Genomic DNA, 13,369 nt, shown 5'->3' on the forward strand with positions numbered 1-13,369 from the left:
ATATAAAATGGATTATAATCACTAAACAATAACGAAATAGGGCATAAATTTGAGCAAAGCAAATACCTTAAAATACTTTTTATTATCACAATATTTAGAGCCAAAAACCTTAGACGAGCCAAAAAAGACAAATACCAAATTTAAAAAATCAATAGACCTTGAGATCGCAAATTTTGATGAGAAATTTCTACAAATTTTAAGGGTATTTGATAGGTCGCTTTTAAAAAATGGTATAGAAATTTCTATTTATGGCGGTATTTTTGAGACTGACTTGCTTGCCATTTATATCTCAAAACTAGCAAATTCAAAATTTGAAAAAGAGCAAATTTTAGATGAGCTACGATCTGAGCAAACGAGCTTTGAAAAGGCATTTTGTTATAAGCTTAAGCTCGCTGGTAATTTGGTATTTTGTAAAGATGATCAAAATTTTGCTTTAAAAGATGTAGATTTAGATGATGATTTAACTCCGTTTTTTACACCAAACTCGTCTGATGATCTTTTCATCTCAACAGCTCCTTGGGCAATGGCTCGCCTAGATCATCTAAAAGAGATAAGCCAAAGCGACTTTAGCAAAGAGTGTGAGCACATAAAAGATAAGCTATCTATCTATAAAGAAAAAATGGAATTTGGTAAATACATAAAGCTTATAAACGATGAGCTAAAAAGTGCGCTTAAAACACCATTTTGTAATGATTTCTTAAGGCTTGAAGTAAGGATCGCTGATCCAAATTTTAAAGAAAATGATAGCCTTTTAAATAGCTTTTTCATAGATGATATAAATTTGCTTATAAAATTTTACGAGTCAGGTAGGACGCACGAGCTAACGGATCAGTTTTTGGACGAGGGCAGTGAGAATAAATTTGAAAGACTTGATGTAAGAGATGAGCAAAATAAAAGGCTTGTTAGAGATTTTTTTAAAGCAGAAGAATATCCAAGATCGGCCTTTGCTAGCGACTTTGCTTTAAATTTCTCGCAGCAAATTGCTGTTAATAACATCATTAAAAAATTTAAAGAAAAAAGTGGTGGAATTTATAGCGTAAATGGTGCTCCAGGTACTGGCAAAACAACGCTTTTAAAAGACGTAATGGCTGAAGTCGTTACGCTTAGAGCGATAAAGCTCGCACAAATGAGTAGACATGATATCTTTGCACCAGTTCGAGATAGTAGCGATAAGGTGCTTTATTTCACTCTAAATAAAGAACTTCAGGGCTATGAGATGGTTGTTAGCTCTTGTAATAACGGTGCGGTTGAAATTTTAAGTAAAGAGCTTAGCCAACTAAAAAGCATCGGTAGCTACGCAGGCGAGATTGATTATTTTAAATTTATAGCTACAAGGCTTCTCTCGGCTGATGAAAAGACAAATTTTGGAGAAAAATCTTTTATCTCAAAACCTGCATGGGGGCTTTTTTGCATACCTCTTGGCTCAAAGCAAAATAAGTCAAATTTTGTTTTTAACGCGATTAATGGCGTAAAGATCGAAAAAACGCATAGTCAGTTTGAAGATATTTCAAAAGAATTTAAAGAATTTATAGAACAAGATGGCTTTTTAATGGGGCTTGGCAAATACTTGGCTACTGGCGAAGGAGTTGATGATTACGACGAGGCAAAGGAGAAATTTAATCAAGCCCTACACGAAGTAAATCTACTTTTTAGTGAGATCAGGATCAAAGAAGAGGAGCTAAAAAGTATAAATAGCGAGCTTATAAATATCGATAAAAGACTTGATAACTATAATTCAGCAAAGCAAATAGATGAGCTCTTAAGGCCACTAATAGATGAGCTAGATTTGAGCAAAAATGAGCTAGAGCAAAAGGCTACGGAAGCTAACGAGCTAACAAAGCTTATCGGACAAAATGAAATTTTACAAGAGTATCTGAGTGCGCCTCCAAAGCCATCATTTTTTATTTTCCAGCAAATTTTAAAGACACAAGCTTTTGAAAAATATAACAATGAAGCGCAAAAAGTTAGTGAAATAAATCGCCAAATAGCTGAGCAAAATTTGAAAGCAAGCAAACAAAATAGTGAAAACAAAGAGAAGAGTGAAGCAAAATTAAATGAACTAAAAGCTCAAATAACTCAGCTTGAAGAGAAAATTTTAGAACTTAACACCAAGATAGACCATCTAAGCAAGCTTAATGATGACTTTATTAGACGTCAAAAATTAATTGGCAGAAGTGAAGAGCTTGATAACTTTTTAAATGGTAGTTTTAATCAGAGTAATGAAGAAATGCAAAAGAGTATGCCATTTATGATGGAGCTTGGCCTTGATGAGAAATTTTATAAGACAAAGCTTTTTAACGCAAGAATCAAGCTTTTTAAAGAAGCGCTTAATCTGCATAAAGCCACTATCTTTGCTTGCAAAGAAGCTGTTAGAACAAATTTACGAGCTCTTAGCGTTATATTTAATGATGAAAAAATGGCTGAGAAAAACGGACTTGAATCTAAAGATAGACGTGAAATAATAAAAGGATTGTTTTTGCTAATACCAGTTGTTAGTTCTACTTTCGCATCTTTTAATAATACCTTTAAAGAGCTACTAAATGGCGATATAGGTTTGCTCTTAATAGATGAAGCAGGGCAGGCAAATTTAACTAACGCATTAGGCGCACTGCTTCGCTCAAACATGGCTGTTGTAGTTGGTGATCCACTTCAACTTGAGCCTGTTGTAACATTACCACCAGCTTTAAATAATGCTATTTTACGCTACTGTGATGCAAAAGATGAGTTTAATCTACTAAAATCATCAGTTCAACTTCGAGCCGATAAAGTACGAAATATTGGTACATATATAAAAGGAGAGGGTAAGTCCATTTGGGTTGGTTCGCCACTTATCGTTCATAGAAGGTGCGCCAACCCTATGTTTAAAATTTCAAACGAGACAACATATGATGATATGATGATACTTGGCAGAGATAGTGAAAGTAAGCTTAGTGACCCTAACATCAAAACAGAATGGATTGATGTTAGTAGTGATGAATGGATAGGTAATTATAATAAAGCCGAAGGCATGATCGTTAAAGGGCTTTTAGATGGTAAGCTAGCCAAGCTAAAAGATAGTGTTAAAATAATAACACCTTTTAAAGATGTTTGTAAAAATTTAAAAGGGGCTGGTACCATTCACACCATGCAAGGCAAAGAAGCTGATGTTGTTATCTTTATCCTTGGTGGTGCTACAAAAGGTGCTAGAGCATGGGCTGCTAGTACGCCAAATTTACTAAATGTAGCACTAACAAGAGCAAAAGAGGTTGTTTATATAGTTGGTAACCGAGAAAATTGGTCTAATTTGCCATATTTCGAGGTAGCTGCTAGAAAAATAGATAAAGGACAGATTTGAATCATTTTGCAAAACGCATAATCCCATGCCTTGATGTAAAAGATGGCAGAGTTGTAAAGGGTATAAATTTCGTAGGGCTTGTCGATGCTGGAGATCCTGTCGAGATAGCTAAAAGATACAATGATGAGGGCGCTGATGAGCTTTGCTTTTTGGATATCACTGCCTCTCATCTTGGGCGTGATACGATAGTTGATGTCGTAAAAAAGGTCGCAAGTAAGCTTTTTATCCCACTAACAGTTGGCGGAGGCATACGCACGATCGATGATATCTCTCGCCTTTTAAATGCTGGCTGCGATAAAGTAAGCTTAAATTCATCAGCTATACAAGATCCAAATTTGATCAATGAGGCAGCTAAGAAATTTGGCTCGCAATGTGTTGTAGTGGCGATCGATGCTAAAAAGATTGAAAATGGTTATAGTGTTTTTATAAATGGTGGCAGGATTGATACCAAAAAAGATGCCTTTTCTTGGGCTAAAGAGGTTGAGTTACGCGGAGCGGGGGAGATATTACTAACGTCCATGGATAATGACGGTGTCAAACAAGGCTTTAATCTTGAGCTAACAAAGGTATTTAGCACGCTTTCTATACCAACTATCGCAAGTGGCGGCGCTGGTAAGATGGAGCACTTTAAAGAGGCTTTTGAAGCCGGGGCTGATGCGTGTTTGGCTGCTTCGATATTTCACTTTGGCGAAATCGAGATAAAAAAACTAAAAGAGTATCTCAAGGCAAATGGCGTTGAGGTTAGGCTCTGATGTTAGTTATCTCTGCTGGAAAAAACGAAATTTTTGACTTTGCTTTGCCAATGGGTGTGGGCCTAGTTGATATGGCGATAAATTTGACAAAATTTTTGCAGAAACGAGCATGTATTGGAGCGGATGAAAAGGGTATAAATTTAAAAAATATCGATCCGCAATATCTTGCAAAGATCGAGGCTAAATTTGCAAACTCATCAAATCCAGAGCTAAAAAATATAAGCCAAAATTTGTCAAAAAATCCTGAACGAAATTTATATCAGATGCCAGAAAAAATAGTTTTCGTTGGCTCAGCTGGTCTTTATAAAGATGGTGAAATTTTACAAATTTATGAAAGTTCGGTTGGGGCAAATATAGAAATTTCTAGCGTAGAAAATAGATCTTACTCGCCTATCGAGTGTGAAATTCCTTCTATCGTTTCACGTGGAACTATCAAAACAAATTCATCAAATTTCATAACAACAGACAAAAATTTGGCTCATAAAATGTTTGAAAAAGGCTACTTTTTAGAAAATATGGAGTTTTTTTCTGTTCTAAAAGTAGCTCAAATTTTTAAAATTCCAGCTTATGGAATTTTCGTAGCAACAAATTTTTGTGATAAAAATGCACATGCTGATTTTATAAAAAATCACGCAGAGGCTAAGAAAATTCTAACAAAATATATAAAGGAAAATATGTGATAAATTTGCTTGATCTTAGTATCGATGAGCTAAAAGAGTTAGTTTCTCCACCATTTAGAGCAATACAAATCTACGAGTGGATATATAAGAAAAATGCAACCGATTTCAGCCAAATGCTAAATTTACCTAAAGATATGCGTCAAGATCTGGCTGAAAAATTTTATATCGATCCTTTAAAATGTGTAAAATTTGAGCAAAGTAGTGATGGTTCGATCAAGTATCTTTTTGAGCTAAAAGATGGGCTAAAGATAGAGAGTGTCTTACTCCCGATGAAAGAGGAGATTAGTGATGAGAATGGAAAGATTAGTCGCCATGCTCGTTATACAGTTTGTGTTAGCTCACAGGTTGGCTGTAAAATGGGATGTGCTTTTTGTCTAACAGCAAAGGGCGGGCTTGTTAGAAATTTGACTGCAGGCGAGATTGTGGGGCAAATTTTATGGATAAAAAGAGAGAATAAGATACCTTATGAAAGACGCATAAATGTCGTTTATATGGGTATGGGTGAGCCACTTGATAATCTTGCTAACGTTAGTAAAGCGATCAAAATTTTAGCTCTTAACGAGGGTCTAGCCATATCTCCACGTCGTCAAACCGTTTCAACTAGTGGCCTTGGCAGCCAGATAAAAAAGCTTGGTGAGATGGATCTTGGTGTGTTATTGGCCATATCGCTTCATGCTGTTACTAATGAGCTTAGAAGCCGTCTAATGCCGATAAATAAGGCGTATAATATTGAGGCTGTTATGGATGCTGTTAGGGGATTTCCTATCGATATGCGCAAACGCGTGATGTTTGAATACCTCGTTATCAAGGATTTAAACGATAGCGTGAGCGATGCTAAAAAGTTGGTAAAACTACTTCATGGTATAAAAGCGAAGGTAAATCTTATATATTTTAACCCACATGAGGGCAGTGAATTTGGACGACCTGAGCTTACCAACATGCTAAAATTTCAAGAATATCTAAGAGATCACGGTGTTACTTGCACGATCAGACAGAGTAAAGGACTTGATATAAGTGCAGCTTGTGGACAATTAAAACAACGCAATGAAAATGCAAAATTTAAAGCTATTTCCAGCGATAAAAATTTAAAAAAACATTCACTTGAAGATAATAGTAAAGCCAGTGTGAGTTAGAATGAGTGCACTTGATATAGCCGAGATAGTCTTTGTTGCTGTTGTGGTTTTACTTGGATTAGGGCTTATTTTAAAAGTTTTAAAAGATGAAAAAGATGGGCATAAATTCTAAGCCCTAACATCAAGATAAAGCCTAGCTCTCATAAAGAAATAAAATAGAACACTAATTACATAAACTATAAAATTATCATTGTGGTATTTAAAAGCGATAAACTTTGGCAAAACGTAGGTAAAGGTTTATGAGAAATAGAAATTTATTAAAAAATTTTAGACTAAAGTAAGCTCTCTTTTGCATACCTATAAAACTCGCTTTCAGCATCAAATTTACTTTTTATGTTATAAAAAAAATTATCAAATTTAAAAGAAATTTCATCTGAGTGGAGTAAGAGTCTTTTTGCTCCAGTTAAATTTATCCGTTCATGCTCGCTCATCTCTTTATCTAAAATTTTCTCGATCTGCGGACGTGACAAGCCATAAAGTGGTTCGCCAAGTATCTTGTGTTTCACATGAAACAAATGTAAGCGAATTTGATGTTGTCTTCCAGTGAGTGGGATAGCCCGAAGTAAAGTCGTATCGATATCGTCAAAATATCTGATCGGCAAAATTTTAGTCACAGCACTCTTGCCGTTCTCACAAATTTGCATTCGCATTTTCACATCGTCGTAGTTATTTGCTAGATCCATTTTGGCATCGATCGTAAATTCTCGCTTGATCTTACCTTGTACCATCGCGACGTAGCTTTTAAAAACCTCTCTATTTTCAAAGATTTTCTTTAGTTTTATCGTAGAATTTCTGTCTTTTCCAACGACTATCACGCCACTCGTCTCAAAGTCTAGCCTATGTGCCACGCTCGCATCTCGTCCAAAAAGCGTGTAAATTTCATCATTTAGTGAGTATTCGCAGTGTCTACCATTTGGATGGCTCAGCACCCCGCTTGGCTTGTCAAATACCGCAAAGCTTTCGCACTCAAAGATCGGCTTAAGTCCCTTTGGCTCAGCCTCATAGTCGATCAAAAAAATATCGCCACTCAAAATGGCATTTTTCTCACTCACGACACTGCCGCCACATATCAGCCTACCTTTATCTATTAGTCGTTGCGCCTCTCTCATACTAAAGCCAGTTTTCATTAAAATTTCATACGCTTTTTGTTTGTTTGCAGTGGCAATAAATTTATTTACATATGGCAAGGTAATCCTTTTAAAAACGAGTGAGCTATCTTAAGCACAAATTTATAAGTATATAACCGACATTTCAGCACGGATTTTATATAATCCAAACTTAAATTTTATAAAATTATACGATGTGATTTTTGGCTTTCAAGGCTAAAATTTACTTTTATGATAAAGAAAAACTAATACAAAAAGGTTCAACAATGGTCGAAAGATACTCACGCAAAGAGATGGCTGATAAGTGGAGTATGCAAGCAAAATACGACGCTTGGCTCAAGGTAGAAAAAGCTGCTGTTAAAGCTTGGAATAAGCTTGGCTTCATAAGTGATGGCGACTGCGAGAAAATTTGCAAAAACGCTAAATTTGAAGTGGCTCGTATCGACGAGATAGAAAAGACGACAAAGCACGACGTCATCGCGTTTTTAACAAGCGTCAGCGAGAGCCTTGGCGAGGAGAGCAGGTTCGTACACTACGGCATGACCTCAAGCGACTGCATCGATACAGCCGTCGCACTTCAGATGAAAGAGAGCCTAGAGCTTATCATCAGCGACGTAGAGGAGTTCATGCAGGCGGTCAAAAACAGAGCGAACGAGCACAAGCACACGCTCATGGTCGGCAGAAGCCACGGCATCCACGGCGAGCCGATAACTTTTGGCCTTGTGCTTGCCATCTGGTACGACGAGATCGCAAGGGCACTAAAGCTCATCAAAGACGCAAAAGATACGATCAGCTACGGCAAACTCTCAGGCGCTATGGGAAATTTAGCCCACGCTCCGATGGAATTTGAAGAGCTAACATGCGAGGAGCTAGGTCTTAAAGCAGCTCCAGCATCTAACCAAGTGATCCAGCGCGACCGCTATGCACATGTGGTAAGCGCCATCGCAGTTCTTGCCTCTACTTGCGAGAAGATCGCAGTTGCCATTAGGCACTACCAAAGGACCGAGGTTTATGAGGCAGAGGAGTATTTTAGCCCAGGACAAAAGGGCTCAAGCGCTATGCCACATAAACGCAATCCAGTCCTTAGCGAAAACATCACCGGCCTTTGCAGGGTGCTACGCTCATACGTCACGCCTGCACTTGAAAACGTAGCTCTTTGGCACGAGCGCGACATCAGCCATAGCTCGGTTGAGAGATTTATCCTGCCAGATATGTTTATCACGGCTGACTTTATGCTGGTTCGCATTAAAAATTTGATAGCAAATTTGGTCGTATATCCAGAAAATATGATGAAAAATTTAAATTTAACAGGCGGACTAGTCTTTTCACAGCGCGTGCTTTTGCGGCTACCACAGCGTGGAATCTCTAGAGAGGATGCCTACAAGATCGTTCAGCGCAATGCTATGAAGGTCTGGGCGGATTTGCAAGAGGGTAAAAAAGCGATAGATGAGCAAGGTCACAGCCTATTTTTACAAAATTTGCTAAACGATGAGGATCTAACCAAGAGCCTTAGCAAAGATGAGATCAAAGAGTGCTTTGACTACAACTACTACACAAAAAACGTAGATAAAATTTTCGCCAGAGTCTTTGGTAAGTAAATTTAAATGTAAGAAGCAAATTTATGCTTCTTGCTTCAAAATATCACTTCAAAAATTTTTACAATCATTTTAAAATAAGATCAAATTTTTTAATTTTTTAAAAATAAAATATTATTTTTCGAATTAAATTTTATATCTAAAATCACTTTTTTAACAAAGAGAGTTTTTATCTCCTTTTGGATAAAATCCCAAATTAAAATTTAACATGGAGAGATATTTTTGAAAGTTATAAAACGTAATGGCAGAACCGAAGAGCTTGATATAAGTAAGATTAAAAAATATACAAACGAAGCAGTTCTTGGACTAAGCAATGTAAGCCTTAGTGAACTTGAAGTAGACGCGAAAATCCAGTTTAGAGATATGATAACGACTGAGGAAATTCAGCAGACTCTTATAAAAACAGCAGTCGATAAGATCGACATCGACCGCCCAAACTGGACATTTGTTGCTGCAAGGCTATTTTTATACGATCTTTATCACAAAGTATCTGGCTTTAACGGCTACAATCACCTAAAAGACTACCTAGTAAAAGGCGAAAAGGTAGGCCGCATCATCCCTGGGCTAAAAGAGAAGTACGATCTTGAGGATCTAAACGCTTACATCAAGCCTGAGCGTGACCTTCAGTTTGCATACCTTGGTATCAAAACGCTTTATGACCGCTATCTTATCAAAGACAAAAATGGCATGCCGATCGAACTGCCACAGCATATGTTTATGGCGATTGCTATGTTCCTTGCGCAAAATGAGCTAGACAGTCAAGGCTGGGCTAAGAAATTTTATGACCTCATCTCTAAATTTGAAGTGATGCTGGCCACCCCAACACTCTCAAACGCAAGGACTACACGCCACCAGCTAAGTAGCTGTTACGTAGGCAGCACGCCTGATAATATCGAGGGCATTTTTGATAGCTACAAAGAGATGGCGCTACTTTCAAAATTTGGTGGTGGCATCGGCTGGGACTGGAGCAAGGTGCGTGCGATGGGCGGCAGTATCGACGGACACAAAAACGCAGCTGGCGGTATCATACCATTTTTAAAAGTGACAAACGACATCGCAGTAGCGGTTGATCAGCTAGGCACTAGAAAGGGCGCGATCGCTGTTTATATCGAGCCTTGGCACATGGACGTGAGCGATTTTCTCGATCTTCGTAAAAACTCAGGTGAAGAGAGACGCCGTGCACACGAGCTTTTCCCTGCGCTTTGGATAAACGACCTATTTATGAAGCGTGTCAAAGAAAATGGCCGCTGGAGTCTCTTTGACCCAGCTCAAGTAAGCGACCTTTGCGACCTTTATGGCGAAGCGTTTGAGAAGAGATACTTAGAGTATGAAAACGACGAAAATATCCAGAAAAACACCATTCTTGCAAAAGAGCTTTGGAAGAAAATTTTAACTAGCTATTTTGAAACTGGCATGCCATTTTTATGCTTTAAAGACAATGCCAACAAAACAAATCCAAACGACCACGAGGGCATCATCAGAAGCTCAAATTTGTGCACCGAAATTTTCCAAAACACAGCGCCAAACTACTATAAGATCAAGATCACTTATGAAGACGGCGGCGAAGAGCTATTTGACGAAGAAGAAGACATCACCGTTGATAGTGGCATAACTAAAAAAGCCAAAAAGCTTAGCGCACTTGATAGCCTAAAAGGCAAGCAAATTTTTATCGTAGAAAAAGAGAGCATCGAGGGCAAAACGGCGGTTTGCAACCTTGCAAGTATAAATTTAAGCAAAATAAACAGCAAAGAAGACATCGAGCGTGTCGTGCCGATAGCCATTAGGATGCTTGATAATGTTATAGATCTCAATTTCTACCCACATAAAAAGGTAAAGCACACAAACCTAGCTTCCCGCTCGATCGGCCTTGGTGTCATGGGTGAGGCGCAAATGCTAGCTGAGAAAAACGTAAAATGGGGCAGCTATGAGCATTTGGCGCTCATTGATAGCATAATGGAAAATATAAGCTATAACGCGATCTACGCTAGCTCAAATTTAGCTGTAGAAAAGGGCGTCTATCCAAAATTTGAAGGCTCAAAATGGAGCAAAGGCATCATGCCGATAGACACTGCAAACGAAAACGCAAAAGCTCTTTTAAACGACAAAGGTGGGCTATTTGACGAAAATGTCTGCGACTGGGACAGGCTAAGAGAGAAGGTCAAGCGTGACGGCATGAGAAACGGCTACCTAATGGCGATCGCTCCAACTAGCTCGATCTCGATCCTTGTTGGCACTACTCAGACCATCGAGCCAGTCTATAAACGCAAGTGGTTTGAGCACAACCTAAGCGGTATGATCCCAAATGTTGTGCCAAATTTAAGCCCTGATACTTGGCAGTTTTACACGCCAGCTTATGAGCTTGATCAGAGAATTCTTATAAAAGCAGGCGCGATCCGCCAAAAATGGATCGATCAAGGTCAAAGTCTAAATATATTTATGAGCCTAGACAAAGCAAGCGGCGGATATCTAAGTGAAATTTACACACTTGCATGGGAGCTTGGACTAAAATCAACCTACTATCTACGCTCTGAGTCACCAGATAGCGAAAAACTAAACGACGTGGCTGACCGCTCGATCGAATGCGAAGGTTGTCAGTAATGCTAATAAAGCATCAGTGCTCCAACTGATGCTTTACTTTTTATAAAAAACTTTTATTTCTAATATCCAGGTTGGAATAAATTTTTTATTATTTTCCTTCTCTTTAGATATTTCTACATATTTTTCAGCAAATTTAATTTTATTTGATCCTTCGTTTTCTTCAAAATAATTTTTTAAATCAATACTTTTTAAATTATCAATAAAACTTGTATTTCCATTATTTTTTTGTATATTTATCTGATATTTGTTTGATTTATCCAATCTTTCCATTGTTTCTTTGAAAATTATAGGATTTAAAGATTGTTCTATATCAGTTTGAGTAGTATCTAAATTTTCAAGTGTATATAATCGTGTTTCATCGTTTCCAATATTGCATAATCTTCTAATTTTTAAGTGTTTATTTCCATCTTTAATATACTCTTTATGTCTTATTTTATCTGTATCAATTAGACAAAAACTTTGCCTATTAATCTGTCATCTTCTTTTTTTAAAGGTAGCTCTAAGTGTTCATAAATTTCTGAAACTTTTGCATTTCCGCCAAGAGGTAAAATTCTTAAATTATTTTTCACCTCATCCTCAAAAAAATATTCAAAGTATATTTTTTCACTCACGCCTTCTACTAAAAGCCAGTTATACGGTTTTTCACAGTATAGCGAGTAATATATGGCTTGAACTAAATCATTTATACTTTTTAAATTAAAATCATGAGGAATTTCATTTTTGCTTTTTTGTATATCGTTTTTTACTCTTGCCTTATAGTCATATAAATCATAGGTGTCAAAAAGAATTTCCTTTTTAGTTTTTGTTTCTTTTTCTGTTAAAAAATGACCAAAGCCTTCATTTAGGATAGGCAAGAATCCATACCAATGAGTAGTAATGAACACTTGACAATTTTTTTGAAACTTTATTTAATCTATCAAATTGCTCATAACAAACAGAAGTATGGAGTGAATTTTCTGGTTCATCTATTGCTATAATTGTTGCTGAATCTCTATCTGTTTTTATTAAAAATGCGGATATTATGTCTATCAGGGCTTGTCTTTTTTCTCCTGCACTTAGTTCACTAATTTTTTTATTATTTTTATACAAAATTCTTTTTTGAAAATATGCTTCAATTATTTTATTTACTATGTCATTTTTTGTTATTTTATTGTTTCTTTGCCGTCCCGTTTTATACTCATAATTATTACGCAGGCTATTTTGTATTTCTTTAATAAAATTCTTTAATCTTGTATTAATTCCATTTGCACCTTCTAGGTTAATGCCGGATAGCATACCTTCTATTTCTTTTTTTAGTTTTTTTCCAAAAACTTTTTGCATTTCTGTTGTTTCTATTTTTGTAAAATTTTCTATATTAAGTTCGACCGGAAAATATATATATGAGTAATGATCTTTTATGATTTGTAGAATTTTATTATATTTTTTGGCGAGCTCACTCTTGTACTCTTGAATTTCTTCTGTTTATATTGATGTTGTTATGTTTATATTCTTATTATCAAGTACCTTACTGAGAAATTCTTGCGCTATAGTGAAGGTTCCAAAAGATATTTTTGGGCTACTGTTTGATATAAATTCTTCACCGATCATTAGAAGATAATACTCTTCTTTAGTTATACCTTGTTTTAATAAATCATCCCTAATATTTTTAAAGCCTTTAATATCAGCACTTCCGGATAACGATTTTATATTCCAGAAAAAATCATTAAGTTTATCTATATCTTTTATACAATGAGCAGGAAAAATACAATCAGATTTTTTAATTAAAAAAATTGGAACAAAAAATGGTTTATTTCTTTCTCCTGAAGTTGCATTTTTATTAATGTTGTAGATTTTTTCATTAAAGAAACTATCAAATCCTTCAAGAATAGAACTTTTGCCTATTCCATTTTTACCAACATAACTTATAAAGTTAAAATCTAATTTATACCCTATAGGAATAAAGTTTATGCCCTCATATGCTTTTATATGTCTTAAATAAAGCCCAACAACCATGTATGCTACCTTTAAAAAATATCATTTATTGGTATATGATTAAGATGATTTTAAAATTTATATCGTTAAGTCTACCTTAGGGTTTCATTATTTTTAAAACTATATTTTTAAAAACTAAAATTAAAATAATTGTTTAATTAAAAATAATCAAATTTTAGTTAAAAATGCTTAAAATACGT

Annotated in this window: 11 protein-coding genes; 6 read left to right on the forward strand and 5 right to left on the reverse strand. The window is 36.0% G+C overall.

Annotated elements, in window-relative coordinates; translation table 11 throughout:
• The first annotated feature begins 49 nt into the window (after positions 1-49).
• Genes F3G75_RS07315 through rlmN form a run of 4 tightly spaced genes read left to right on the forward strand, consistent with a single transcriptional unit; the run spans position 50 to position 5,899 of the window.
• Positions 50-3,334 (forward strand): DEAD/DEAH box helicase, encoded by a 3,285-nt coding sequence (locus F3G75_RS07315; protein WP_149717087.1) that lies wholly within the window; start codon positions 50-52, stop codon positions 3,332-3,334.
• Positions 3,331-4,086, forward strand: coding sequence for an imidazole glycerol phosphate synthase subunit HisF (hisF, locus tag F3G75_RS07320; RefSeq protein ID WP_149717088.1), 756 nt, complete (start codon positions 3,331-3,333; stop codon positions 4,084-4,086). The genes F3G75_RS07315 and hisF overlap by 4 nt, the downstream gene beginning before the upstream one ends.
• On the forward strand, positions 4,086-4,766 hold the full coding sequence (locus tag F3G75_RS07325; protein WP_149717089.1) for a purine-nucleoside phosphorylase: 681 nt from the start codon (positions 4,086-4,088) through the stop codon (positions 4,764-4,766). The genes hisF and F3G75_RS07325 overlap by 1 nt, the downstream gene beginning before the upstream one ends.
• The gene (gene rlmN / locus F3G75_RS07330) at positions 4,763-5,899 is read left to right on the forward strand and encodes a dual-specificity RNA methyltransferase RlmN (protein ID WP_149717090.1); all 1,137 of its coding nucleotides are present in this window, start codon (positions 4,763-4,765) and stop codon (positions 5,897-5,899) included. The genes F3G75_RS07325 and rlmN overlap by 4 nt, the downstream gene beginning before the upstream one ends.
• Positions 5,900-6,171: 272 nt before the next feature.
• Here the strand turns inward: rlmN and F3G75_RS07335 are convergent, their stop codons facing one another.
• Complete coding sequence (locus F3G75_RS07335; RefSeq protein ID WP_149717091.1) at positions 6,172-7,086, reverse strand: pseudouridine synthase family protein; 915 nt, start codon at positions 7,084-7,086, stop codon at positions 6,172-6,174.
• 185 nt (positions 7,087-7,271) lie between these two features.
• Here F3G75_RS07335 and purB point away from each other — a divergent pair, with 185 nt between their 5' ends.
• Both purB and F3G75_RS07345 read left to right on the forward strand, forming a co-directional pair.
• Positions 7,272-8,603, forward strand: a complete 1,332-nt coding sequence (gene purB, locus F3G75_RS07340; protein WP_149717092.1) for an adenylosuccinate lyase — start codon at positions 7,272-7,274, stop codon at positions 8,601-8,603.
• Between the two features lie 219 nt (positions 8,604-8,822).
• Positions 8,823-11,198, forward strand: a complete 2,376-nt coding sequence (locus tag F3G75_RS07345; protein ID WP_149717093.1) for a ribonucleoside-diphosphate reductase subunit alpha — start codon at positions 8,823-8,825, stop codon at positions 11,196-11,198.
• A gap of 33 nt (positions 11,199-11,231) precedes the next feature.
• Here the strand turns inward: F3G75_RS07345 and F3G75_RS07350 are convergent, their stop codons facing one another.
• From F3G75_RS07350 to F3G75_RS07365, 4 genes are all read right to left on the reverse strand, one after another.
• On the reverse strand, positions 11,232-11,468 hold the full coding sequence (locus tag F3G75_RS07350) for a hypothetical protein (protein WP_149717094.1): 237 nt from the start codon (positions 11,466-11,468) through the stop codon (positions 11,232-11,234).
• A 176-nt stretch (positions 11,469-11,644) separates the two neighbouring features.
• A complete protein-coding gene (locus F3G75_RS07355; protein ID WP_149717095.1) occupies positions 11,645-12,052 on the reverse strand; it encodes a hypothetical protein in 408 nt (135 codons plus the stop codon).
• Positions 12,036-12,518: an OLD family protein gene (locus F3G75_RS07360; protein WP_149717096.1), complete on the reverse strand. Its 483-nt coding sequence runs from the start codon at positions 12,516-12,518 to the stop codon at positions 12,036-12,038. Before F3G75_RS07360 ends, F3G75_RS07355 begins: the two co-directional genes overlap by 17 nt.
• A gap of 141 nt (positions 12,519-12,659) precedes the next feature.
• Positions 12,660-13,190 carry an ATP-binding protein gene (locus tag F3G75_RS07365; RefSeq protein WP_149717097.1) on the reverse strand — a complete coding sequence of 177 codons (531 nt, stop codon included), beginning with the start codon at positions 13,188-13,190 and terminating at the stop codon, positions 12,660-12,662.
• Positions 13,191-13,369: the final 179 nt, after the last annotated feature.

Origin of the sequence: Campylobacter concisus (genome assembly GCF_902460705.1) — a bacterium.
In the GTDB taxonomy this organism is placed as follows: domain Bacteria; phylum Campylobacterota; class Campylobacteria; order Campylobacterales; family Campylobacteraceae; genus Campylobacter_A; species Campylobacter_A concisus_Z.

Coding starts and splice junctions, on each gene's coding strand:
- F3G75_RS07325 (WP_149717089.1), top strand. CDS start 4,086: ATGTTAGTTATCTCTGCTGGAAAAAACGAAATTTTTGACTTTGCTTTG.
- purB (WP_149717092.1), top strand. CDS start 7,272: ATGGTCGAAAGATACTCACGCAAAGAGATGGCTGATAAGTGGAGTATG.
- F3G75_RS07360 (WP_149717096.1), bottom strand. CDS start 12,518: ATGCAAAAAGTTTTTGGAAAAAAACTAAAAAAAGAAATAGAAGGTATG.
- F3G75_RS07365 (WP_149717097.1), bottom strand. CDS start 13,190: ATGGTTGTTGGGCTTTATTTAAGACATATAAAAGCATATGAGGGCATA.
- F3G75_RS07350 (WP_149717094.1), bottom strand. CDS start 11,468: ATGGAAAGATTGGATAAATCAAACAAATATCAGATAAATATACAAAAA.